17 protein-coding genes are annotated in these 22,347 nt (G+C 68.8%); 10 read left to right on the top strand and 7 right to left on the bottom strand.

Translation table 11 applies throughout. From position 1 onward, the window contains the following. Positions 1-14 precede the first annotated feature (14 nt). Complete coding sequence (locus AC4EEO_RS15905) at positions 15-617, top strand: YdeI/OmpD-associated family protein (protein ID WP_018763776.1); 603 nt, start codon at positions 15-17, stop codon at positions 615-617. A 131-nt stretch (positions 618-748) separates the two neighbouring features. Continuing rightward, complete coding sequence (locus AC4EEO_RS15900; protein ID WP_491339253.1) at positions 749-2,416, top strand: glycoside hydrolase family 32 protein; 1,668 nt, start codon at positions 749-751, stop codon at positions 2,414-2,416. Positions 2,417-2,450: 34 nt separating this feature from the next. Here AC4EEO_RS15900 and AC4EEO_RS15895 read toward each other — a convergent pair whose 3' ends face one another. Then, positions 2,451-3,770 carry a glycoside hydrolase family 76 protein gene (locus tag AC4EEO_RS15895; RefSeq protein WP_491339252.1) on the bottom strand — a complete coding sequence of 440 codons (1,320 nt, stop codon included), beginning with the start codon at positions 3,768-3,770 and terminating at the stop codon, positions 2,451-2,453. A gap of 136 nt (positions 3,771-3,906) precedes the next feature. Here AC4EEO_RS15895 and AC4EEO_RS15890 point away from each other — a divergent pair, with 136 nt between their 5' ends. Continuing rightward, positions 3,907-4,701, top strand: coding sequence for an SDR family NAD(P)-dependent oxidoreductase (locus AC4EEO_RS15890; protein WP_133831089.1), 795 nt, complete (start codon positions 3,907-3,909; stop codon positions 4,699-4,701). Beyond that, entirely contained in the window at positions 4,698-5,906 is a 1,209-nt protein-coding gene (locus AC4EEO_RS15885; protein ID WP_491339251.1) for an acyl-CoA dehydrogenase family protein, read from the top strand. The genes AC4EEO_RS15890 and AC4EEO_RS15885 overlap by 4 nt, the downstream gene beginning before the upstream one ends. Positions 5,907-5,921: 15 nt before the next feature. On the opposite strand, the gene AC4EEO_RS15880 is transcribed toward AC4EEO_RS15885, so the two are convergent. Continuing rightward, on the bottom strand, positions 5,922-6,746 hold the full coding sequence (locus AC4EEO_RS15880; protein WP_491339250.1) for a DUF1684 domain-containing protein: 825 nt from the start codon (positions 6,744-6,746) through the stop codon (positions 5,922-5,924). Between the two features lie 191 nt (positions 6,747-6,937). Here AC4EEO_RS15880 and ppc point away from each other — a divergent pair, with 191 nt between their 5' ends. Further along, positions 6,938-9,745 (top strand): phosphoenolpyruvate carboxylase, encoded by a 2,808-nt coding sequence (ppc, locus tag AC4EEO_RS15875; protein ID WP_491339249.1) that lies wholly within the window; start codon positions 6,938-6,940, stop codon positions 9,743-9,745. Positions 9,746-10,090: 345 nt separating this feature from the next. Further along, positions 10,091-10,396 (top strand): hypothetical protein, encoded by a 306-nt coding sequence (locus tag AC4EEO_RS15870; protein ID WP_109045907.1) that lies wholly within the window; start codon positions 10,091-10,093, stop codon positions 10,394-10,396. Here AC4EEO_RS15870 and AC4EEO_RS15865 read toward each other — a convergent pair. Continuing rightward, a complete protein-coding gene (locus AC4EEO_RS15865) occupies positions 10,393-11,016 on the bottom strand; it encodes a DedA family protein (RefSeq protein WP_043424487.1) in 624 nt (207 codons plus the stop codon). The two genes, AC4EEO_RS15870 and AC4EEO_RS15865, sit on opposite strands and share 4 nt — an antisense overlap. A gap of 120 nt (positions 11,017-11,136) precedes the next feature. Between AC4EEO_RS15865 and AC4EEO_RS15860 the strand changes: the two genes are divergently transcribed. Further along, entirely contained in the window at positions 11,137-11,667 is a 531-nt protein-coding gene (locus AC4EEO_RS15860) for an O-acetyl-ADP-ribose deacetylase (RefSeq protein WP_043424489.1), read from the top strand. On the opposite strand, the gene AC4EEO_RS15855 is transcribed toward AC4EEO_RS15860, so the two are convergent. Continuing rightward, positions 11,639-12,619, bottom strand: coding sequence for an RluA family pseudouridine synthase (locus tag AC4EEO_RS15855; protein WP_133831433.1), 981 nt, complete (start codon positions 12,617-12,619; stop codon positions 11,639-11,641). The genes AC4EEO_RS15860 and AC4EEO_RS15855 overlap by 29 nt on opposite strands. 113 nt (positions 12,620-12,732) lie before the next feature. On the opposite strand from AC4EEO_RS15855, the gene AC4EEO_RS15850 reads away from it, so the two are divergent. Together AC4EEO_RS15850 and AC4EEO_RS15845 are read left to right on the top strand one after the other, a co-directional pair. Further along, entirely contained in the window at positions 12,733-13,368 is a 636-nt protein-coding gene (locus tag AC4EEO_RS15850) for a winged helix-turn-helix domain-containing protein (protein ID WP_133831084.1), read from the top strand. Further along, positions 13,365-14,057: an SRPBCC family protein gene (locus tag AC4EEO_RS15845; protein WP_491339248.1), complete on the top strand. Its 693-nt coding sequence runs from the start codon at positions 13,365-13,367 to the stop codon at positions 14,055-14,057. The genes AC4EEO_RS15850 and AC4EEO_RS15845 overlap by 4 nt, the downstream gene beginning before the upstream one ends. A 115-nt stretch (positions 14,058-14,172) precedes the next feature. Here AC4EEO_RS15845 and yczR read toward each other — a convergent pair whose 3' ends face one another. Then, positions 14,173-15,651, bottom strand: a complete 1,479-nt coding sequence (gene yczR, locus AC4EEO_RS15840; protein ID WP_491339247.1) for a MocR-like transcription factor YczR — start codon at positions 15,649-15,651, stop codon at positions 14,173-14,175. Between the two features lie 61 nt (positions 15,652-15,712). On the opposite strand from yczR, the gene yczE reads away from it, so the two are divergent. Then, entirely contained in the window at positions 15,713-16,333 is a 621-nt protein-coding gene (gene yczE / locus AC4EEO_RS15835; protein ID WP_491339246.1) for a membrane protein YczE, read from the top strand. Positions 16,334-16,355: 22 nt separating this feature from the next. Here the strand turns inward: yczE and AC4EEO_RS15830 are convergent, their stop codons facing one another. Both AC4EEO_RS15830 and AC4EEO_RS15825 read right to left on the bottom strand, forming a co-directional pair. Further along, complete coding sequence (locus AC4EEO_RS15830; protein WP_018763791.1) at positions 16,356-17,186, bottom strand: Fpg/Nei family DNA glycosylase; 831 nt, start codon at positions 17,184-17,186, stop codon at positions 16,356-16,358. Then, on the bottom strand, positions 17,179-22,251 hold the full coding sequence (locus tag AC4EEO_RS15825) for a DNA glycosylase AlkZ-like family protein (RefSeq protein WP_491339245.1): 5,073 nt from the start codon (positions 22,249-22,251) through the stop codon (positions 17,179-17,181). The genes AC4EEO_RS15830 and AC4EEO_RS15825 overlap by 8 nt, the downstream gene beginning before the upstream one ends. Positions 22,252-22,347: the final 96 nt, after the last annotated feature.

Genomic DNA, 22,347 nt, shown 5'->3' with positions numbered 1-22,347 from the left:
GGCAGAATGGGGCCATGGCCGATGACCTCGAGGAACTGCTGGTGCCCGACGCCGCTGCCTGGCGCGCCTGGCTGGAAGCGAACCACAGCACCAGCCCCGGCGTCTGGCTGGTGCTGCATAAGAAGGGCGGCACGGTGACCGGCCTCGACTATCCGGCGGCCTTGGATGAGGCCCTGTGCTTTGGCTGGATCGACGGGCAGCTCCGGCGCCGCGATGATGAAAGCTCGTTTCAGCGGATGACACCCCGGCGGCCCAGGAGTATCTGGTCCGCCCGGAACGTGGGACATGTCGCCCGGCTGGAAGCGGAGGGAAAAATGACCGACGCCGGCAGGGCGGCAGTTGCCGCGGCCAAGGCGGACGGCCGCTGGGAAGCAGCCTACGGCGGCCAGGCCGACGTGGAGGTCCCCCCGGACCTTGCGGCAGCGATCGCCGCGAACCCGGCCGCGCAGGAGATGTTCGATGTCCTGACCAAGACCAACCTGTTCGCCCTGGTGTTCCGAACCAACACGGCCAAGCAGGCAGCCACCCGGGAACGCCGGATCGCCGCTTTCGTGGAGATGCTGGCACGGGGCGAGACGCCGTATCCGCAGAAGAAGCGCCCCGCAGGCCGTGACTAGCTGCGGCCGCATGACGAACCGGATTCGGCTCCCGGCGTTCTGCCGGGTAAAATTGACGGTTCACTTGCGCTGGTGCCGTTCCCCGACCCGGGGGACGGCACTTGTGCGTTCAGCGACGGATCGATGACCCCATGCTCCCCAAAATTTTCGGACCGGCGTATGCCGCCCTTCGGCGCCGCCCCCTTCTGTGGACGGCCGCGGCCGTGGCCGTGCTCCTGGTGGCGGCGGCCCTGGTGATTACCGGAAACACGCGGACGGTCGACGGACAGCGCGGTGGTGCGGCACCCACGGCACCCACGGCACCCCCAGCACCCACGGCACCCCGAGGGCCGCAGGCGCCGCCGGCTGACCAAACCGGCTACCGGCCTGCCTACCACCTCACCCCGGACCAGCGCTGGATGAACGATCCCCAGCGGCCCTTCTACCTGGATGGCCTCTGGCACTACTACTACCTCTACAACGCCGACTATCCGGAGGGGAACGGCACCGAGTGGTTCCACGCCACCAGCACCGATCTGGTGCACTGGGAGAACCGGGGCGTTGCCATCCCGAAGTTCCGCAACGGACTGGGAGACATCGAGACCGGCTCCGCCGTGGTGGACACGGAAGGTACCGCGGGCTTTGGCAAGGGGGCGGTCATCGCCGTGCTCACCCAGCAGCTCGACGGCGTGCAGCGCCAGTCCCTCTTCTACTCCACGGACCAGGGCTACAGCTTCCAAAGCTATGGACAGAACCCGGTGATGGAGAACCCCGGCGCGGAGCACTGGCGGGACCCGCGCATTGTCCGCGACGACGCCAACAACCAGTGGCTCATGCTCCTCGCAGAGGGCCACAAGATCGGGTTCTATACCTCCCCCGACCTCAAGCGGTGGACCTATGTGTCCGGATTCGAGCAGGACGGGCTGGGTATCCTGGAATGCCCGGACTTCTTCCAAATGGACATCGACGGCGACCCCGCCAAACGCACCTGGGTCCTGGCCGCGAGCGCCAACGGTTCCAAGGAAGGCCGCACCACCGGCCTGGCCTACTGGACCGGCACTTTCGACGGCAAGGCCTTCACGGCGGACGGCGGCCACCAGTGGCTCGACGGCGGGGCGGACTTCTACGCGGCCGTCACCTGGGATGATCCGCGCCAAAGCGATGGCCAGCGGAAGGCATCCCGGCACGCCATCGGCTGGATGAACAACTGGGCCTATGCCCGGGAGTTGCCCACTGACGGTTGGTTCGGGGCGGCTTCGGTGGTCCGCGACATCCGGCTCGCGTCCGGCGCCGGCCGCCCCGCCCTGGTGCAGGCGCCCACCCCTGCGCTCCAGTCCTTGGAAGGGACGCCTGTCCAGGTGCCTGCCGGCCCGATCCGGGATGCCCGTACCCTGCCCATCCCGGACACCGGAGCGTTCAAGGCCGACGTCGAGCTGGAAAAACCCGCCGACGGCACCGGGAAAGCCACCCTGCTCCTGCAAAGCGGTGGCACCACCTACGCCACCATCGGCTACGACTTCGCGGCCGGCCGGGCCTTCATCACCCGGGACGGGGACGCCGCGGCCGGCGGCCAGGGGAAGGGACCCTCCGAGGGCAGCGGCGAGTACCGCCAGGCCCGTTCGGTGGAGGCGCGCACCGCCGGCGGGACCGTGCAGCTGACCGCCTACGTGGACCGGTCCTCCGTGGAGGTTTTCGTGGACGGACAGTCCCTGACGTCCCTCATGTTCCCGCCGGCAGGCCCGAAAGAGGTCCGGTTGGCCGCTGACGTGCCCCTGACGCTGAAAGCCGGAACAGTCACGCCGCTGTCCGGTATCCGCTGAGCGCAGGCCCTGCCGGTTTGGCCGGGCTTTCCTGTCATACGGCCGGACCGGGCTGTTCAGTGGCCCGGCCGGCGGACATGACCGTGGCCGCTGCCTCCAGCGTCATCCAGGCCTGCAGCTGGGTGGCGAGCTCCACCGGCACTCCCGGCGGATAGGTCCGGTCCGCGGGTTGGCAGGCGTGAACGGAGAAGATGCTCCTGCCGGCCAGGGGCGCCTTTGCTTCACCGGCGCCCACCGGCCGCCGTCCGGCCCAGAACGCCTCGGCGGTGTCCAGCACCAACGCAGCGGCCGCAGCGCGGGCAGGCCCGGGTAGCCGCCGGTCCGCCGCGGCAAGCGCGAGGTACCTGCAGAGGATCCCGGTGAAGAGACCGCCGTCGCCCGTTCCTTCGCAGCGCAGCACCGTGCCGGCGTTGGCGTTGCCGCCGGCTGCCGGAACGGTCAGCAGCCGCTGGACGGAGTCCACCAGTGCGGCGGCCCGGGCCAGGTTGGAGTCGCCGCCCAGTTCCAGGAGGGCGCCCAGGACCGGGCCTTGGTTGTAGGTGTACAGCGACCGTTCCACCAGCACATCCCCGGCAGGACCCAGCCGTGCACCGTCGAGGTAGAGACCCTGGTCCTGGTCGAAGAGGGTGGCGTCCAGCCAGTCCAGCAGCGTCTGTGCCATGCCGCGCCGGCCGGTGCGGGCATAGAACAACGCCACAGGTGCCGTGGCCGGGGTGTTCTTGAAATCGCGCTTCTTGCTCCAGAACGTCCCCCCGCCCAAATCGTCGGTGCAGGCGGAGTCGAACTGCAGGGCCAGTGCGGAACGCACCCGGGCGTTGCGCCGGCGCCCGGGCCGCTGCGCTTCTTCTGCGAGCTTGTCCAGCCGCAGGGTCGCCAGGGCCAGCCATGCCATGTCGTCGTAGTAGCTGTTCACGAGCGTCAGGGCATTGCGGAGCCTCATACCGGTGACCAGCCGTGAGGCGAGATGCCCTGCGCTGGGACGGTCCGGCCCGTTGAACCGAGCAGCCGGCGTGGCTCCGCCGGCCAGCTCTCGCAGGCCGGTGTCCACCAGGCAGTCCACGTAATGCGCCTGCCACCAGTAGTGCCATGGGGACAGCAGACCCGCGGCAGGCCTTGCGCCGCGGAGTGCGGCGAGCCACCGCTCCCGCGGCCGGCCGGGTTCTTGCCCCGCAACGGGTTCTTGCCCCGCCTCGGGGGCGTCCTTCCCGGCCGGGTGCCTGCCCTGCCACACCACGGCAGCGAGGTGCGTTCCGGGAAGGAGCAAGAGGTTCCGGCCGAACAGCTTGGTCACGGAGCGGGCCGCGTGGTCCGCACGGTCCTGCCAGGTGGCCAAGGAGGTGCTGCTGGAGGTCATGCCGTCCACCCTAGCGGCGGTGCCGGGTCCTCGGCTCCGCGGGGGTGAGTGCGGCGGCGCCGTATTTCAGTTAACATTCATTAACTGTTGCCCGAGGCCGCGCCGCGGCCGGAGGCACGCGCATCAAGGAGGATGTATGGACATCAAAGGCAGCGTCGCCCTGGTCACAGGCGGGGCCTCCGGGCTGGGAGCGGCCACCGCACGCAGGTTGTTCGACGACGGCGCCTCGGTGGTGCTCCTGGACCTCGCCTCCTCGGGCGGCCAGGCGGTGGCGGACGACCTCAACGGCCGCGCCCAAGCCGGGCAGTCCGCCGTCTTCGCCGCGGCGGACGTGACCAGCGAAGCCGAGGTGCGGGCCGCCGTCGCAACAGCCGCCGGGCTGGGCCCGCTGCGGATCGTAGTGAACTGCGCAGGAATTGCCACTCCCGGCAAGGTGCTGGGCCGTGCTGGCGTCCTGCCGCTGGAAGCGTTCAGCCGCGTTGTCCAGGTCAACCTGGTCGGCACCTTCAACGTGCTGCGGCTGGCGGCCGAGGCCATGGCGGCCACCGAACCCGTCGCCACCCGGTTGGGCGGCCCGGAGCGCGGCGTCATCATCAACACGGCATCCGTGGCCGCTTTCGACGGGCAGATCGGCCAGCCCGCCTACTCAGCCTCCAAGGGGGCCGTGGCCGCCATGACGCTGCCCATCGCCCGGGAACTGGCACGCTCGCTGATCCGGGTGGTCACCATCGCCCCGGGCATCTTCGAAACGCCCATGATGGCAGGCCTGCCGCAGGAGGCCCAGGACTCGCTGGGCGCCCAGGTACCGCACCCGTCCCGGCTGGGGAAGCCGGCGGAGTACGCCAACCTGGTGGCGCACATCGTCGATAACGCCATGCTGAACGGGGAGACCATCCGCTTGGACGGCGCCATCCGGATGGGGCCGCGATGAGTTCCCCGGACATCCCGGACCTGCCGGCGGCGGACTTCTTCGCCGTCGAATCCATGCTGGGACAGGCCGAGCGCAACAAGCTGGCGGAGCTGCGGGACTTCCTTGCCGCCGACGTGGCACCCTACGCCGGCGACTGGTGGAACAAAGCCGAGTTCCCTGCCCACATCCTGCCCAAGCTGGCCGCCCTGGAACTGAGCACGCCGGCGCACCGGGGCTACAGCAACCTGTTCGCCGGGCTGGTCATCGCGGAGATGACCCGCGTGGACACCTCCCTGGCCACGTTCTTCCTGGTCCACCACGACCTCTTCGTCGAATCCCTGCACGCCTTCGGCTCGCCGGACCAGAAACGGCGGCTGCTGGCCGACGCCTCGAACCTGCGGATCACCGGCGCCTTCGCCCTCACCGAACCCCTGCACGGCTCCGACGTCGCCGGCGGCATGGAGACACGTGCCCGGCGGATTTCCTCCGGCACCGGAGAAGCGGACGACGCCGGCGACACGTGGGTGCTCAACGGCGCCAAACGTTGGATCGGCAACGGGACGTTCTGCGACTACATGCTGGTCTGGGCGCGCGACGAAGCCGACGGTTCAGTCCGGGGCTTCATCGTGGACGCCGGCCTGCCTGGCGTCAGCCGGAGCAGGATCGAGAACAAGATCGCGCTGCGGACCGTCCAAAACGCGGACATCGTCTTCAGCGACGTGCGGGTGCCGGAGGCGGACCGCTTCAGCGGCATCAGCAGCTTCGAGGATACCAAGGAGCTGCTGCGCAGTTCGCGGATCATGGTGGCCTGGCAGACGGTGGGCCAGCAGCTGGCGGCGTTCGACGTCGCCCGGCAGTACGCCGTGGAGCGTCAGCAGTTCGGCCGGCCGCTGGCGCACTTCCAGCTGATCCAGCAACAGCTGGTGACCATGCTGGGCAACACCGTGGCCAGCATGGGAATGATGGCTGGGATCGCCAGGCTCCAGGACGAGGGCTCAGCGGGCATGCCGCAGGTGGCCCTGGCCAAGTCGTACCTCAGCGCCCGGATGCGCGAAACCGTGGCGCTGGGCCGGTCCATCCTTGGCGGCAACGGCATTGTCACCGACTACCGGATGGCCAAGATCTTCGCCGACGCCGAGGCCATCTACACCTACGAGGGCTCGTTCGAGGTCAACACCCTGATCGTGGGCCGGGCCATCACAGGGGTGTCAGCGTTCGGGGGTTGAACCTGTCGAAACCGGTCACGCGCCCGGGTACGGCTGCTTCTCTCCTGCCTCCACGCGGATGTCCAGGCTGTTGTTCTTCACGGGCATGGGGCAGGTGCCGTAGGGGGTGAAGGCGCTGGGGTAGTTGATGGCACGGTTGAAGTCCAGGACCACGGAGCCGTCCGGGCGGGGCCGGGGCAGCGAAAGCTTCCGCCAGTCGTCCGTGGTGTCGCCGTTCGTTTCGTCGTGGAAGGTGACGGTCAGCGCGCCCAGTCTCTCCTCCTCGGCCTGCAGCCGGAACTCGTGGCTGCTGCCGGGGAGGCCAAAGACCACCTCACCCACGCTGCGGTGCACGCCGTCCACCAGCGGGTTGGCGGTTCCGATCGGTACGTCCACCGGCTCAGGGTAGGGCACGAACCGGCCGGTGACTTCCCACTCCGGGTTGTACGGGTAGGTGGGGACGCCGTCGAACTCGGTGAACACCGGCGAGGCCGAATCCCGGGTGCGGATCGCGTATTTCCCGCCGCGCATCGCCAGTTCCACCACCACCTGGTTCCCGTCCGGGCCGCCGAACCGGACCCACATCAGCGACTCCTCGTCCGCGAGGACAGCGGACACGGTGCCGTCCACCTTTCCGCCCGTCTCCACCAGCGTGAGCCCGTCCGCCGGGACCGCGGTGAGTACCGCCGTCGTGCCGTCCACGGACCAGAGGCCCGGGGCGAGGTCGACGCCGGCAGGTGAGTCCTCGAGCCACTGGAAAGAGGTCAGGGTGAGCCAGCCGTGCGGGGCTGCCAGCGCCTTGTCCCGGTTGGTGCGGAAGCGCTGCCAACGCTCGAACTTGGCTGCGGCGGTGGTGGACATGGTTCCTTCCGGTTGCGTGTGCCCACGCTACAACCACGGGTATTTCCTGTTCATTCCGCCGGTGGCGACATCTTTTGAGACAGATTCCACTGTGGCGCCGGACCGGGGGTAGCATCTTTAGCTAGTAACGTGGCTCACAGTATCCAGCGCAGTGTACGAGCCAAGTCCGAAACCCTCGAAAGATAGCTTCCATGGCTCACACTGCAGCACATCCCGAAACAGACCTGGCCTCCGAACTGAGGGCAGACGTCCGCCGTGTTTCCACCCTCCTCGGCGAATCCCTGGTCCGCCAGCATGGCCCCGAACTCCTGGACCTCGTGGAACAGGTCCGGCTGCTGACCAAGGAATCCAAGGAAGCGGCGCGCGGCGGCGCGGACGCCACCGGCCCCTGGAGCGCGCACGACGTCGTCGCCCAGGTCCGCGAACTGCTCGGCTCCCTGCCGATCGAGCAGGCAACCGACCTGGTGCGCGCCTTCGCGTTCTACTTCCACCTGGCCAACGCCGCCGAGCAGGTCCATCGGGTCCGCGGCCTGCGAAACCGGGCGGAAAAGGACGGCTGGCTGGCCAAGACCGTGGCGGACATCGCCGAGCAGGCGGGCCCGGACGTCCTCCAGGAAGTGGTCAACGGCCTGGACGTCCGCCCAATCTTCACCGCACACCCCACCGAAGCGTCCCGCCGCTCGGTCCTGGACAAGATCCGCAAGATCTCCGACGTCCTGTCCCACTCCACGGCCGAGGGGTCAACGGCGCGGCGGAGGCAGGACCGGCAGCTGGCCGAGATCATCGACCAGATGTGGCAGACCGACGAACTGCGCCAGGTCCGGCCCACGCCCGTGGATGAGGCCCGGAACGCCATCTACTACCTGGGCGGCATCCTCACCGACGCCATGCCGCAGATGTTGTCCGAACTCGCCGACCTCCTGGGTGAGCACGGTGTCAGCCTGGCCGCCAAGGACGCACCCATCCGGTTCGGTTCCTGGATCGGCGGTGACCGCGACGGCAACCCGAACGTCACCGCGGCCGTGACCCGGGAAATCCTCCAGATCCAAAACCAGAGCGCCATCCGCATCAGCATCGGCATGATCGATGAACTGATCTCCGTGCTCTCCAACTCCACCGCCCTGGCCGGTGCCGACCGCGCGCTGCTCGAATCAATCGAAACGGACCTGAAGAACCTGCCGGGCCTGGACAAGCGGGTCCTGGAACTGAATGCGCAGGAGCCCTACCGGCTGAAGCTCACCTGCATCAAGGCCAAGCTCATCAACACGGGCAAGCGGGTGGCAGTCAATTCGAACCACGAGCACGGGCGCGACTACAACGCCACCGATGAACTCATGGCCGACCTGCAGCTGCTCGAACTCTCGCTCCGCAACCACTCGGCAGCCCTGGCCGCAGACGGTTCGCTGGCACGGGTGCGCCGCGCCATCGCCTCGTTCGGGCTGCACCTGGCCACGCTGGACATCCGCGAACACGCCGACCACCACCACGACGCCGTCGGGCAGTTGATGGACCGGATTGGTGGCCCCGGGCTGCGCTACGCGGAGCTGAGCCGCGAGGAACGCTTCGAGGTTCTGGGCTCCGAACTGGCGTCCCGCCGCCCGCTCTCCGGCCACCCGATCAAGCTCGACGGCGCCGCCGACGGCACCTACGACGTCTTCCGGGAGATCCGGCGGGCCCTGCGCATGTACGGGCCGGACGTCATCGAAACCTACATCATCTCCATGACCCGCGGCGCAGACGACGTCCTCGCCGCTGCCGTCCTGGCCCGCGAAGCCGGCCTGGTGAACCTGTTCGGCGACAAGCCTTACGCCAAGCTTGGCTTCGCCCCGCTGCTGGAAACGGTGGAGGAGCTGCGGGCCTCGGCCGAGATTGTCGACCAGCTGCTGTCCGATCCCTCCTACCGGGAGCTGGTGCGGTTGCGCGGGGACGTCCAGGAAGTGATGCTGGGCTACTCGGACTCGAACAAGGAATCCGGCGTCATGACCAGCCAGTGGGAGATCCACAAGACCCAGCGCAAGCTGCGCGATATCGCGGCCAAGCACGGTGTCCGCGTCCGCCTGTTCCACGGCCGCGGCGGTTCCGTGGGCCGTGGCGGCGGACCCACCTATGACGCCATCCTGGCCCAGCCCAACGGCGTCCTGGAAGGCGAAATCAAGTTCACGGAACAGGGTGAGGTCATCTCGGACAAGTACTCCCTGCCCGAACTGGCCCGGGAGAACCTGGAACTCTCACTCGCTGCGGTGCTGCAGGGTTCGGCCCTGCACCGCACCCCCCGGACTTCCGAGGACCAGCGGGAGCGATACGGACACGTCATGGAGTCCATCTCGGATGCCGCGTTCGACCGCTACCGCAAGCTGATCGACCACCCGGACCTGCCTGCCTACTTCATGGCGTCCACGCCGGTGGAACAGCTCGGGTCGCTCAACATCGGCTCCCGGCCGTCCAAGCGTCCGGATTCGGGCGCGGGCCTCGGCGCCCTGCGCGCCATTCCATGGGTGTTCGGCTGGACGCAGTCGCGGCAGATCGTGCCGGGCTGGTTCGGCGTGGGCTCGGGGTTGAAGGCTGCCCGGGAAGCCGGTCACTCCGCCCAGCTGGTGGAGATGATGGACCACTGGAACTTCTTCCGGTCCGTGCTGTCCAACGTGGAGATGACCTTGGCCAAGACGGACATGGACATCGCCGGCTACTACGTGTCCACCCTGGTCCCGGAGGAACTGCACCACCTGTTCCGCACCATCCGGGAGGAATACGAACTCACGGTGGCTGAGGTCCGGAAGCTGACGGGCGAGGACATCCTCCTGGACGCCCAGCCCACGCTGAAGCGTTCCCTGGAGATCCGCGACCAATACCTGGATCCCATCAGCTACCTTCAGGTTGAGCTGATGCGCCGTATCCGGACCGAGGCGGAAATCAGCGGGGCCGAGATCGACGAGCGCCTCCAGCGGGCCATGCTCATCACCGTGAACGGTGTTGCCGCAGGCCTGCGCAACACCGGCTAGGAACCCCCGCTCACTTCCGGCGGCTTTTCTTCCGACGCGGGCTCACCTATTGCCGTTGGCATCCCAACGCGCGCTCACGTTTTGCGGTTCCAACCCAAACCCCCGCTCACGTTTTACCATTCCAACCCCAACCCCCGCTCACTCTCTTGAAGAGAGTGAGCGGGGGTTGGGTTTTTGGGGACAGGATGTGAGCGGGGGTTTGGGTTTTGGGGACAGGATGTGAGCGGGGGTTGGGTTTTGGGGGACAGGATGTGAGCGGGGGTTGGGTTTTGGGGGACAGGATGTGAGCGGGGGTTGGGTTTTTGGCGGCAGGATGTGAGCGGGGGTTTGGATAGGGTGGAGGGCATGCCTTCCTTCCAGACCCGCCTCAAGATCACCGGGCTGCGGCCGGGGAATCCGCCGGAGTCCGTCATGGACGCCGCCGTGGAGGCGCTGGGCACCCGCCACCACGTGGAGGCGCACCAGCTGCAGATTGCCGGCGGAGTGCCGCAACTCAACCTTCGATTCCTTGTGGAAGCCACCGAGTACTCCGGTGAGAACCAGCAGGCGCTGGAGTCGGCAAGCATGATGCGCGACGCCGTCGAACGCGTTGCGCTGACAGGTGCGCTCAGCGTGCTGCGGCGCAGCCGCGGCAAGTGGCTGCCCGTCTAGCCTGCGTCCGGAATGGGCTCGTCCTCCACGGGGGACCTGTCGCCGCGCCGGCGGGTGACGATCAGCCCCACGACGGCGCCGATCACCAGGCCCACGGCCACCCCGATCAGGGAACTGGCCCAGAACGGCAGCCTGGTGGTTGACCCCGTAAAGTACCCCAGCCCGACGAGCCAGCAGGCCCAGAGGACCGCCCCCAGCCCGGCGCAGAGTCCGAAGCCGCGCACCGAGACATTTGCGACCCCTGACGCTGCCGAGGTGGCCAGCCGGCCGCCGGGGATGAACCGTGCGCCGATGATGGTGCCATAGGTGGACGACCGCCCGGCCTTGGCCAGGGCTGCATGGATGCCGGCGTGCACCCGGCGCCCCCATTTCCAGCGATCCAGTACGTGGCTGAGCCGGCGGCGGAACAGGTGGAACACCACCATGTCGCCAATCCAGGACGCCAGGGCGGCGAGCACCAGGACGAGGAAGACGTTGGCCCGGCCGTCCGCGGACAATGCGCCGCCGGTAATCACCACCATCTCCGAGGGGATGGGCGGGAAAATGGCGTCGCCAACCACCAGCGGGATGACCCAGAAATAGAGGGCCGCTCCCCAGCTGTCAGCGCTGCCGAAGTCCATTGCCACAAGGTACCGCACTTTTGCCGGCCCGGCGGTGCCCGTGACGGGCACCCACCCGGGGAGGGATACCGCCGAGGCCGTGCGTGCCCGGAACGCACGGTGGAGTGGGAAACTGGCGGCATGCGGATCACGGTTTTGCAGGGCGACATAACGCAGCGGCGGGTGGATGCGGTTGTCAATGCCGCGAATTCGTCGCTGCTCGGCGGCGGGGGAGTGGACGGGGCGCTGCACCGGGCAGCCGGTCCGGAACTGTTGGCTGCGTGCCGTCAGTTGCGGGCAACGGACCTCCCGCACGGACTGCAGACCGGCGCCGCCGTGGCAACGGCCGGATTCCGGCTGCCGGCCCGCTGGGTTATCCACACCGTCGGCCCGAACCGGCATGCCGGGCAGACCAACAGGGCCCTCCTGGTGTCCTGCTTCAGCGAAAGCCTGCGGCTGGCGGACTCCCTGGGCGCCCGCGGACTGGCGTTCCCGGCGGTGGGTGCGGGCGCTTACGGCTGGGCGGCGGATGCCGTCGCACAGGCGGCCCTGGACGCCCTGGCCGGATTCCAGGCGCTGCACCCGGCCAGCGACCTGGAGGTGGTGGAGTTCGTGCTCCACACGTCCGGGGTTGAAGAGGTGTTCAGGGACGTGTTCGGACAGCTTCGCTGAGGTCCAGGTCGCTGCGGTACTCTACTGGCCGGCCTGAGATCGGGTCGACGAAGCGGATGCCGCGGGCCAGCAGCTGCAGCGGTTTCGCGTAGTCGTCCGGGGCTTTGTCCAGCAGGTCAGGGTAGAAGGCGTCGTTGACGATCCCAAGTCCCAGCGAGGCCATGTGCACCCGCAGCTGGTGGGTCTTGCCGGTGTGTGGTTCCAGCCGGTACCTGGCAAGGCGGCGCCTGCTGGTGCCGCTGCCACCGGTACCCGCGGCACCCTCCGGGCCACCGTCGTCGAACGTTTCCAGCTGCTCGATCCTGGTTTCCGCGTTCGGCTCGCCGTCAATGACTTCCGCCAGCAGGTAGCTTCGGGACTTGGTCATCCGGTTGCGGACCACCACGGGAAATTCGACGGCGGGATGTCCCGGAGCGGGCTCCGCGGCGGAGACGCACTCGTACTCCTTTTGCACCTGCCGCTTCTCGAACAGCACCTGGTACTTGCCGCGGGTCTGCGGGTTGGTGGAGAAGAGCAGGACCCCGGCCGTCATGCGGTCCAGCCGGTGCATGGGAATCAGGTCCGGCAGGTCCAGTTGGTTCCGCAGCCGGACCAGGGCGGACTCCTGGATGTAGGTCCCGCCCGGGGTGGTGGGGAGGAAGTGCGGCTTGTCCACCACCAGCAGGTGCTCGTCCTGGTGCAGGATGGACAGCTCGACGGGCAGCCGGGTCTCCGGCGGCAGCGTGCGGTAGTACCAGATGAAGGTGTGGTCCTGGAGCGGGGTGCTGCGGTCCAGGGGGATGCCGCCCTCGCCCACGATCTCGCCGGCGTCGAACCGGTCCTCGATGCCCTGCGGATCGATGTGCCCCCAGCGGTGCATCATGTAGTCCATCGCGGTGTCCCAGGGGCCCTCGTCCGGGAGGCGGAGGCGGGTGGCGTTGACGCCGTCGCGCACGGGGAGGGGGGATTGCATCACCGCCCTATTCTACCGGTGCCCTTGGGCGGCCAGCGGGGCCAGGATCACGCGGACCACCGACGACAAAAAAGTTCTTGACAATAAAAGTTGTCGGTAATGAGAATGGTGGCATGCAGGAAATTGCAGTCATCGAGGACCCGGCTGCGGCCGAAGCGTCGCTGGACCCCATCCGCACCAGCATCCTGCGGGAGCTGGCCCGGCCCGGTTCCGCAACGCAGCTGGCGGTTCGGGTGGGCCTGCCCAGGCAAAAGGTCAACTACCACCTCAAGGCGCTGGAGCGGCATGGACTGGTGGAGCTGGTGGAGGAGCGCCGCAAAGGGAACGTCACCGAGCGCGTGCTCCAAGCCACCGCAGCTTCCTATCTGATCTCGCCGTCCGCGCTGGCCTCGATCTCGCCGGATCCGCACCGTTTCTCAGACCGTTTCTCCGCATTCTGGCTGCTGGCGCTCGCCGGCCGGATGGTCCGGGAAGTGGGAAAACTGATAGCCGGTGCCGCCGCTGCCCGGCAGAAACTGGCCACATTCGCCATCGACGGCGAGATTACTTTCCGCACCGCCGCCGACCGGGCAGCCTTCGCCGAGGAGCTCGGCGTGGAGGTCACCCGGCTGGTTGACAAGTACCACGACGACGGGTCCCCACACGGGCGGCGGCACCGGCTGGTCGTGGCCCTGCACCCGGTCCTCAAAGAAACCAATGCCCCCAAGGCGACCAACGAATCCACTCCAGGCAAGGAACAGGACAAATGAACAACAAGCGCTCCTTTGAAATCGTCCACGACTCTGAGCTTCCCGGCACGCCCGAGCGGGTGTGGGAAGCCGTCACCGCCGGAACCCCGGCCTGGATGTTCCCCACGGACCAGTGGCCAGCGGTCAGGACCGTGGAAGAGTACCCCAGCCACCTGGTATCCAGGATGGAAGGCCCGGACGGCTGGTTCAACCAACTGGAACACGTCCTGGAGCCGCTGGACGGCGGCCGCGCACGCCTGCACTACGTCCATAGCGGCATTTTCGCCGACAACTGGGATGAGCAGTACGACGGCGCCAGCCGCCACACCGAGTTCTACCTGCACACGCTGGGCCAATACCTGCAGTACTTCGACGGCCGTCCCGTGGTGTTCACCGACATTCAGGCTCCCCCGGCTTCGCAGGCACCGGACGGGTTCGCCAAGCTGCTGGAAGCGCTGGGCCTGGGAACCGCCGGGCAGGGGGACAGCTTTGACGTGGAGCTCGACGGCGTGGGGCGGCTGGCGGGCGACGTGGACTTCTCGAACGAGCACTTCCTGGGCCTGCGTACCCAAAACGCCTTGTACCGGTTCTTCGGCCGCAACGCCTTCGGCGCCCCGGTGGGCATGACGGTTCACGATTTCGGCGGCGCCGGCGACTCCGAGACCACGGCCAAGGCATGGGCCGGGTTCCTGGAGCACGTGTACGCGTAGCCACGCCTCCCGTTTGGCGCGCGAAATCGCCGGAGCGGTGCGGGATCGCCGTTCCGCTCCGGCGGTTACGCACCCCTCCGGCGATTTCGGTGGCCCGGGTCAGCCGGTGGCCGGATCAGGCGATGGCGACGGCGGGGGCATGGATCAGTGACCGGCGCAGCTGGGGAGCGGCGTCCAGCCGGTCCTGGGCGGCGCGGAGTCCCAGCACCGCCGCCTCCAGTTTGTCCGGTGCGAGCGTGAAGGGCAGGCGCAGGTTGCGTTCAAAGGCGCCGCCGATCCCGAACCTGGGGCCGGCCGCGAGCCTGATGCCGAATTCCGGCGCCAAGACCGTGAGGGCCGTGCTGATGGGGGCGGGAAGCCTGCACCAGACGGAGAGGCCCCCGGCGGGAGGAGTCGTCTGCCAGGTGGGCAGGTGTTCCGCGAGCAGGCCGAGCAGGGTTGAGCGGTTGCCCCGCAGCGTGTGCAACAGTGCGGGCAGCGGCTCCTCAAGTGCCCGCACCAGGTGGGCTGCGGCCAGCTGCTCCATGACGGGGCCGCCCAGGTCCAGCGTGGTGCGCGCGGCGGCGAAGCGCTGGATCATCGGTTCGGAGGCGCGGATCCACCCGGTGCGCAGGCCGCCCCAATGCGACTTGCTCAACGAGCCGATCGATACGATTCCGCTGCCGAAGCTTGCCAGCGGAGTGGTGGCGATGCCGTCGAGGTTGAGGTCGCGCAGCGTTTCATCCGCCACCAGCACTGTTCCGGATGCGGCCGCCGCGCGGGCCAGCAGGCGCCGTTGTTCGTCGGGCAGGATCATCCCAGTGGGGTTGTGGAAGTCCGGCACCAGGTAGGCGAGCTTGGGCCGCTGCTGGACCAGGGCCGATTCGAGGGCCGGCAGGTCCCAGCCGGACTCGGCGAAAGCCACCGGGACGGGGCGGCAGCGGGCGGAACGGATGGCATCCAGTGCATGGGGATAGCTGGGGTGCTCCACCAGGATCCTGTCCTGCCGGTCGGCCAGGGTCCGGATGATGATGGTCAAGGCGTGCTGCGCTCCGGACGTGACCATGACCTGCCCCGGCTGGGTGGGTACACCGGCAGCCGTGTACCGGTCCGCAACTGCCTGGCGCAACGGCAGCAGTCCCAAGGCGTCATAGCCAAAACCCGGCAGCAGGGCAGGCAGCTCCGTCAGCGCCGCGGCGAAGGCCCGGTGCACCACTTCGCCGCTGGCGGGCAATGCCGAATAGGCCAGATCGATCAGCCCTTCAGGGGCGGTCAGGCCCGGCGCCGCCAGCGGGGAAGCGGATTGGGGTTGCGGGCCGAAAAGCGCCGGCCCGAACGGGGTCAGTTCCGGGATGCGGGTCTTGCCCCGGCTGCCTTGGCCGGTGCTCAGGAAGCCCTGGTCCCGGAGGGTGGCATACGCCGCCGTAACGGTTGTCCGGCTGACCCCGAGGACGGAGCTGAGCGAGCGCTCGCTGGGCAGGGCGGTATCCAGGGCAATCCGGCCGTCCAGGATCAGGAGCCGTACCACGTCCGCCAGCTCGCGGTAGGCCGGCCCGGTGCCGCTGTTCCACGGGCCGAGGAGGCGGGACAAAGCCTGGGGAGTGAGGACAGCCATAGAGCCAGTATCTCAAACTGGCTATGTATTCCAATGCCAGTTGCGTGGAATGGTTGTTGTCATGATGACCCGCAGACTTCTCCAACTCTTCACCGGCCTGGCCATGTACGGCATTTCGCTGGCCATGTTCATCCGTGCCGGCCTGGGCCTGGACCCCTGGGATGTGTTCCACCAGGGCGTTGCCAACCGGACCGGTTTGAGCATCGGGGTGGTGGTTATCGCGGTGAGTTTCCTGGTGCTGCTCCTGTGGATTCCGTTGCGGCAGTGGCCAGGGTTCGGCACCCTGTGCAATGCGGTACTGGTGGGAGTGTTCGCGGACATCGGACTGGCAGTGATCCCGCCGGTTTCCCTCCTGGCCGGCCAGATCGGCCTCCTCGGCGGGGCCATCGGGCTGAACGGCATCGCTTCCGCCTGCTACATCGGGGCACGCTTCGGGCCGGGCGCACGGGATGGGCTGATGACCGGCCTGGCCCGCCGGACCGGCTGGTCGGTCCGGCTGTCCCGCACCCTCATTGAAGTGGCCGTGCTGGCCATCGGGTGGCTGCTCGGCGGCTCCGTGGGCGTGGGCACCGTGGTTTATGCCTTGGCCATCGGCCCCTTGGTCCATGTCCTGCTGCCGCGCTTCATGGTCCCTGCGGCGACGCCGAAAGCGGCAAGCAAGCCGGCTCCCGCCAGCTGCTGAGTCCCCGCCAGGCCTGCTGCTGTCAGTCCGGCACTGGCTGGCACGTGGGGCAGAAGTAAATGTCCCGTTCCTCCTCGCCGTTGGGCTTGCCCAGGAGGCCTCGCTGGATGGGAGTCCCACACTTGAGGCACGGTCGTCGTTCCCCGCCGTACACCCAATAGCCGGGCCTGCCGGCCATCCTGCCTACAGGGAGGCCGCGGGCATTGAGGACAGTAACGCGGCGGCCGGGGCCGAGGTTGGCCTCCAGCAATTGTTTGGCGTCGGTCATCATGGTCCGCACGTCCACGACGTCGGCCACGGGCGTGGCGGGATGCACTCCCGACAGGAAGCACGCCTCGCAGCGGTAGATGTTGCCGATGCCCGCGAGATTCCGTTGGTCCAGCAATGCCACGCCGATCGGTACCTCCGGGCGGGACCGGACACGGCGTTCGGCTTCATCCAGGTCCCAGTCCGGGCCCAGGAGGTCCGGACCCAGGAATCCCACGACGGAGTCCTCATTGGCCGTGGCCACCACTTCCAGGATTCCCAGGGAGAAGCCGACGGCGTCCGCAGCGGCCGTCCGCAGTACGCACCGGGCGGTGAATCCGGGCTTCCGCCACCGTCCGCCCGGCGGGTAGACCTGCCAGGCCCCTTCCATTTTCAGGTGCGAGTGGATGGTCAGCCGTTTGTCCTCCGGGCCCACCACCCGCATCAGCAGGTGCTTGCCGCGCGGGACCACTTCCTCGACGGTCCACCCTGCAAGGTTCAGCGTGGCAAACCGCGGCACACGGAAATCCGAGGCAAGCAGCGCCTGCCCCGCCAGGGCCTGGTGCAGTTGACGGGCGGCCCGCCAGACGGAATCCCCCTCAGGCACGGATCCTCAATCCCTTTGGCGTGGAGTAGGCGCCGGCGGCGCTGAGGGCTGCGGCAACGGGGGTGTCCAGGATTCCCTGCCCGTTCACCTTCTCCATGATCAGTTTGTCCACGGCTCCCCTGGTGACCACCCCGACCAGGGCAGCGCCGGCAGCCGCCAGGACGGCGGCGTCATCGCTGAACGCCAAAAGGGTCTTGCCACCGCGTTCCACGTACAGCACCAGCGCGCCATCCACCAGCACTACCAGGGCACCCGCCTTCCGGCCGGGGCGGTGGCCGGTACCGGCGTCGTCCCTCAGTGCGGGCCAGGGGAGGGCCGCGCCGAACGGGTTGGCGGGATCGGTGGCGGCAAGGGCCAGGGCCACCGGGTCCGCCTTGGCCAGTTGCGTGTCCTCCGAGTAGGAACGGAGCCGGTCCACGGTGGCGGGAACGGCGAACTGGGCGGCGCCGAGGTGTTCGATGAAGTAGCCGCGCCGGCACCGGCCCGCTTCCTCCAGCCGCGCCAGTACCTTGTACATGAGCCCGAAGCCGCCGAGGATTTGTTCGGCCATGACCGAGCCCCTGGTGACCACGCCATACCGGTCCAGCAGGAGTTCAGCAGTGGCGCGGGCGTGGATGGTGGCATCGAGTTCGGGCTCGGGAAGGGCGGACCAGCGGCCGGCTGCCGTAGCCGGCGTTGAAGCTCCCTGAGCTCCGTACCGGCCGCCGGCCAGCCCGGGGGAGCCCATCAGGCCGGTGCCGTGGGAGCGGCCCAGCCGGCTCAACCGCGGTGCCCGGGCGCGCGGGGCACGGGCCACTTGCCGGTGCGCTGTATGCCCGCCGGCGATCAGGGACCGGACCGGGGCGAATGTGTCGCCGGTAATCCTGCCGGCCCATGCGAGTTCCCACAGCGCGGTGACCACCTCCTGGTCGCTGAGGACGGCGTCCATGCCGCCGGCCACTTCGGTGAGCTGCCGGAAGAAGTACCCGCCACCGTTGTTCCGCAGGTGGTCCAGGAGGCGCCGGCCGGCATCTCCGGGCTCGAAGTCAGGGGCAGGATTGAGCGTCAACTCCGCGGAGTCAGCGAGGTGGAGGCTGATCCAGCCGTCGTTTCCCGGCAAGGATCCGGCGCCCGACCACAAGACCTCACCTGCCGCCATGAGTTCATCCAGCATGGCGGGCTGGTAGTTGGATACCCGGCTTGCCAGGACCAGCGGCTCCCAGGCCGAGGCGGGAACGGGCACCCCCGAGAGCTGGTCGATGGCGGTGATGATGCCGTCCAGGCCGCGCAGGGAGGGTTGGCCGCGCCCGCCGCCGGGGGTCCTGACATGCTGCCAGGCCGGCAGGAAGCGCCCATAGGCTGCGGCGTCCACCGGTTCCACTTCGGCGCGCAGCGCGGCCAGGGAGCGGCGGCGGAGCTTGCGCAGCACCTCGGCGTCGCACCATTCGCTGGCGACCGCCTGCTGGCCGACAGGTGAGGAGCTGCCCGATGGTGCCGGCTGATCAGCCGGACGGCTTTGATCCCCCGACCCCGATTCCTGCCCGCCCGGCTCCAGCGGTGGGGCCTCGGGCGGGGTGGCGTGGGGCCGGAACTCTCCTTCCACGACGCGTCCGTCCGCTGCCAGCCGTTTCAGTGCCGTGCCCACCACGGCAACGCCCAGGCCCAGCCGGGTGGCGGCCTCGGCTGCCGTGAAGGGACCGTGTGTCCGGGCATACCGGGACACGAGGTCGCCCAGCGGATCGGCAACGGGTTCGATGAAGGCCAACGGCACACCCATGGGCAGCGGCACGCCGATGGCATCGCGGAGGCGGGCGGCATCCTCGACGGCGGCGAACCGCTCAAACCCGCCGATGTTGACCTTGATGGCGCGATTGGCCCGCTGGAGCGCGGCAAGGTGGGCGGCCGCGTCGGCGACAGCGGCGGGGGTGTCGGACTGCCCGGTTTCGGCGGCCTCAACCGCAGGAGAGGTTTCGGCAGGTTCCACGGCCGGAGAGGTCTCGGCAGCCTCAACCGGCGGCGCCGTGCCCTGCAACCGCGCGGCTGCCTCTTCCGGCGCGAGCGGGCCCAGCAGCCGCAGGAGGTCGGCCACTCCCTCCATGCCCCGCGCACGCCGGTCCGGGGTCAGCCGCTGCAGTTCGCGTTCGGTGGCCTCAATGACCTTGGCGTCCAGGAGTTCGCGCAGTTCCACCCGGCCCAGCAGTTCGTTGAGCAGCGTGGAGTCCAGGGCCAGGGCCGCGGCTCGGCGTTCCGCGAGCGGGGAGTCGCCTTCGTAGAGGAACTGGGCGACGTAACCGAAGAGCAGGGACTTGGCAAATGGCGAGGGCTGCTGGGTGGTGGTCTCCACAATCCGCAGCTCGCGCCTTTCCACGGAGGCGGCGATGTCCTTCAACGCCGGCAGATCGTAGACGTCCTGCAGGCATTCCCGGACCGTTTCGAGCACGATGGGGAACGTGGGGTACTTCCTGGCCACGTCCAGCAGCTGGGCCGACCGCTGGCGCTGCTGCCAGAGCGGCTGGCGCTTGCCGGGGGTCTGCCGGGGCAGCAGCAGCGCGCGGGCCGCACACTCGCGGAAACGCGAGGCGAAGAGGGCGCTGCCGCCCACCTCGGCGGTGACGATCTGCTCCAATTCCTCCGGGTCGAAGAGGAACAGTTCGGCGCCCGGCGGCTCGTCTTCCATCATGGGCACCCGCAGGACGATGCCGTCGTCGGCCGCCATGGCCGAGCCGTCCAGCCCGTACCGCTGGTGAAGCCGCTGGCCCACCGCGAGGGCCCACGGCGCGTGGACGGGCATGCCGAACGGGCTGTGCAGGATCACGCGCCAGTCGCCCAGTTCGTCGTGGAACCGCTCCACCACGAGCGTGGTGTCGCTGGGGACCACCTCGGTGGCCTGCTTCTGCTCGCTGAGGTACTGGATGAGGTTGTTGGCAGCGAAGTCGTCCAGGCCGCTTGCTTTGCACCGTTCGGTGGCCGGGCCGGGATCGGACGCGGACAGTTCGCGGACGAACGCGCCCAGGGCGCGGCCAAGGTCCACCGGGCGGCCCAGGGAGTCGCCCTTCCAGAACGGCAGCTTGCCGGGCTGGCCGAACGCGGGGGAGACCAGGACGCGGTCGTGGGTGATGTCCTCGATCTTCCAGCTGGTGGCGCCGAGGGCAAAGACATCGCCCACCCGCGACTCGTAGACCATTTCCTCGTCGAGTTCGCCCACACGCCGGCCACCCTTGGGCGCACGCGCCGGTTTTCCGTCCTCGGCCGGGGACGCCGAGCCTTCCGCCTCCGTGCCGATGATGTAGACGCCGAACAGTCCGCGGTCCGGGATGGTGCCGCCGGACGTGACGGCCAGCCGTTGGGCGCCGGGACGGCCCTCGATGGTGCCGGCATTCCGGTCCCAGATGATCCTGGGGCGGAGTTCGGCGAATTCGTCGGACGGGTACCGTCCCGCCAGCAGGTCGAGGGTGGCCTCGAACGCGGAGCGGGGGAGGGACGCGAAGGGAGCGGAACGGCGCACGGTGCTGAACCATTCCTCCACGTCGATGCTCCCAAGGGCCGTTGCCGCCACCGTCTGCTGGGCCAGGATGTCCAGCGGGTTGGCCGGGATGGCCAGCCGCTCGATCTTGCCATCCAGCATCCGTTCCACGGTGATGGCCGTGTGGACCAGGTCCGCCCGGTGCTTGGGGAACAGGACGCCTTGGGAGACCTCGCCCACCTGGTGGCCTGCACGGCCCACCCGCTGCAGGCCGCTGGCCACCGACGGGGGCGATTCGACCTGGACCACCAGGTCCACGGCACCCATATCGATGCCAAGTTCCAGCGATGACGTGGCCACCACGCACCGCAGCCGCCCGGATTTGAGGTCGTCCTCGATCAATGCCCGCTGGTCCTTGGAAACGGAACCGTGGTGCGCCCGCGCCAGTACCGGATCTGCGCCGGCGGAACTGCCCGCTTGCGCCATCATGTGCGCGGGTGTGGCCGTTGACGCGGGAAGGCCCGACGACGGTCCCCCCGGGGTGCCCGGCCCGGCGTCGAGCCCTTCCGGGGCGGCGTCGTCCCAGCCGCCGCCCACGGCCACCAGCTGGCGTTCGGCGTAGATTTCGTTGAGCCGGGCGGTGAGGCGTTCGGCGAGGCGCCGGGAGTTCGCGAAGACGATGGTGGACTGGTTGGCCAGCACCAGGTCAACGATCTTTTCCTCCACATGGGGCCAGATGGATGCCTGCGGCTGGAGGCCGGAAGCGGGCCCGGAGTCGAACGCGCCCGCAGCGCCCTGCAGGTCCGACATATCCTCCACCGGCACCGACACCGTAAGGTCCCAGTTCTTGCTGGCCGGCGGCGCGACGATTTCCACGGGCGCGGAACCGGCCAGGAACTGCGCCACGAGTTCCCGCGGCTCCACGGTTGCGGAAAGCCCGATGCGTTGCGCAGGTTTGGGCAGCAGCGCATCGAGCCGCTCCAGGGACACCGCAAGGTGGGCGCCGCGCTTGGTTCCGGCCACGGCATGGACCTCGTCGATGATGATGGTGTCCACCTCGGTGAGGGTTTCGCGGGCCCTGGAGGTGAGCATGAGGAACAGCGATTCGGGGGTGGTGATGAGGATGTCCGGCGGGTTGCTGAGCAGGGCCCGGCGGTCCGCTGTGGGGGTGTCCCCGGACCGGACGCCCACGGTGATCAGCGGTGCCGGGAGCCCCAGCCGCTTGGCTGTTTGCGTGATGCCGATCAGCGGCGAGCGGAGGTTGCGTTCGACGTCGACGCCCAACGCCTTGAGGGGCGAAATGTAGAGGACGCGGGTTTTGCGTTTGGGTGCCCGGGACCGCTTGCCTTTGGCCGGGGTTTCCGCTGCGGGATCGGTGGGCGGCGGGGCCGTGCCGAGGAGGCGGTCCAGGGCCCACAGGAAGGCGGCGAGGGTCTTGCCGGACCCGGTGGGCGCCACCACCAGTGCGTGCGAACCTGACGAGATGGCAGTCCAGGCCCCGGCCTGGGCCGGTGTTGGTTCGGAAAAGGCGCCCAGGAACCAGTCCCTGGTGGCGCGGCTGAATTGGGCCATGGGCGCAGCGGAGCCGGGAGCGCTGCCCGCAGGACGCTGTTCCTGGTTCATGCCTCCATCATGCCCCAAGGCACCGACACTGGGTTTCGACGGCCGCCGCGACCCGGCGTGGGTGCCGGGTCGCGGCCAGGTCCGCCGGGCCGTGCG

Source organism: Pseudarthrobacter sp. MOO13 (assembly GCF_058267655.1).
This window is presented reverse-complemented; position numbering and strand designations above follow the sequence as displayed.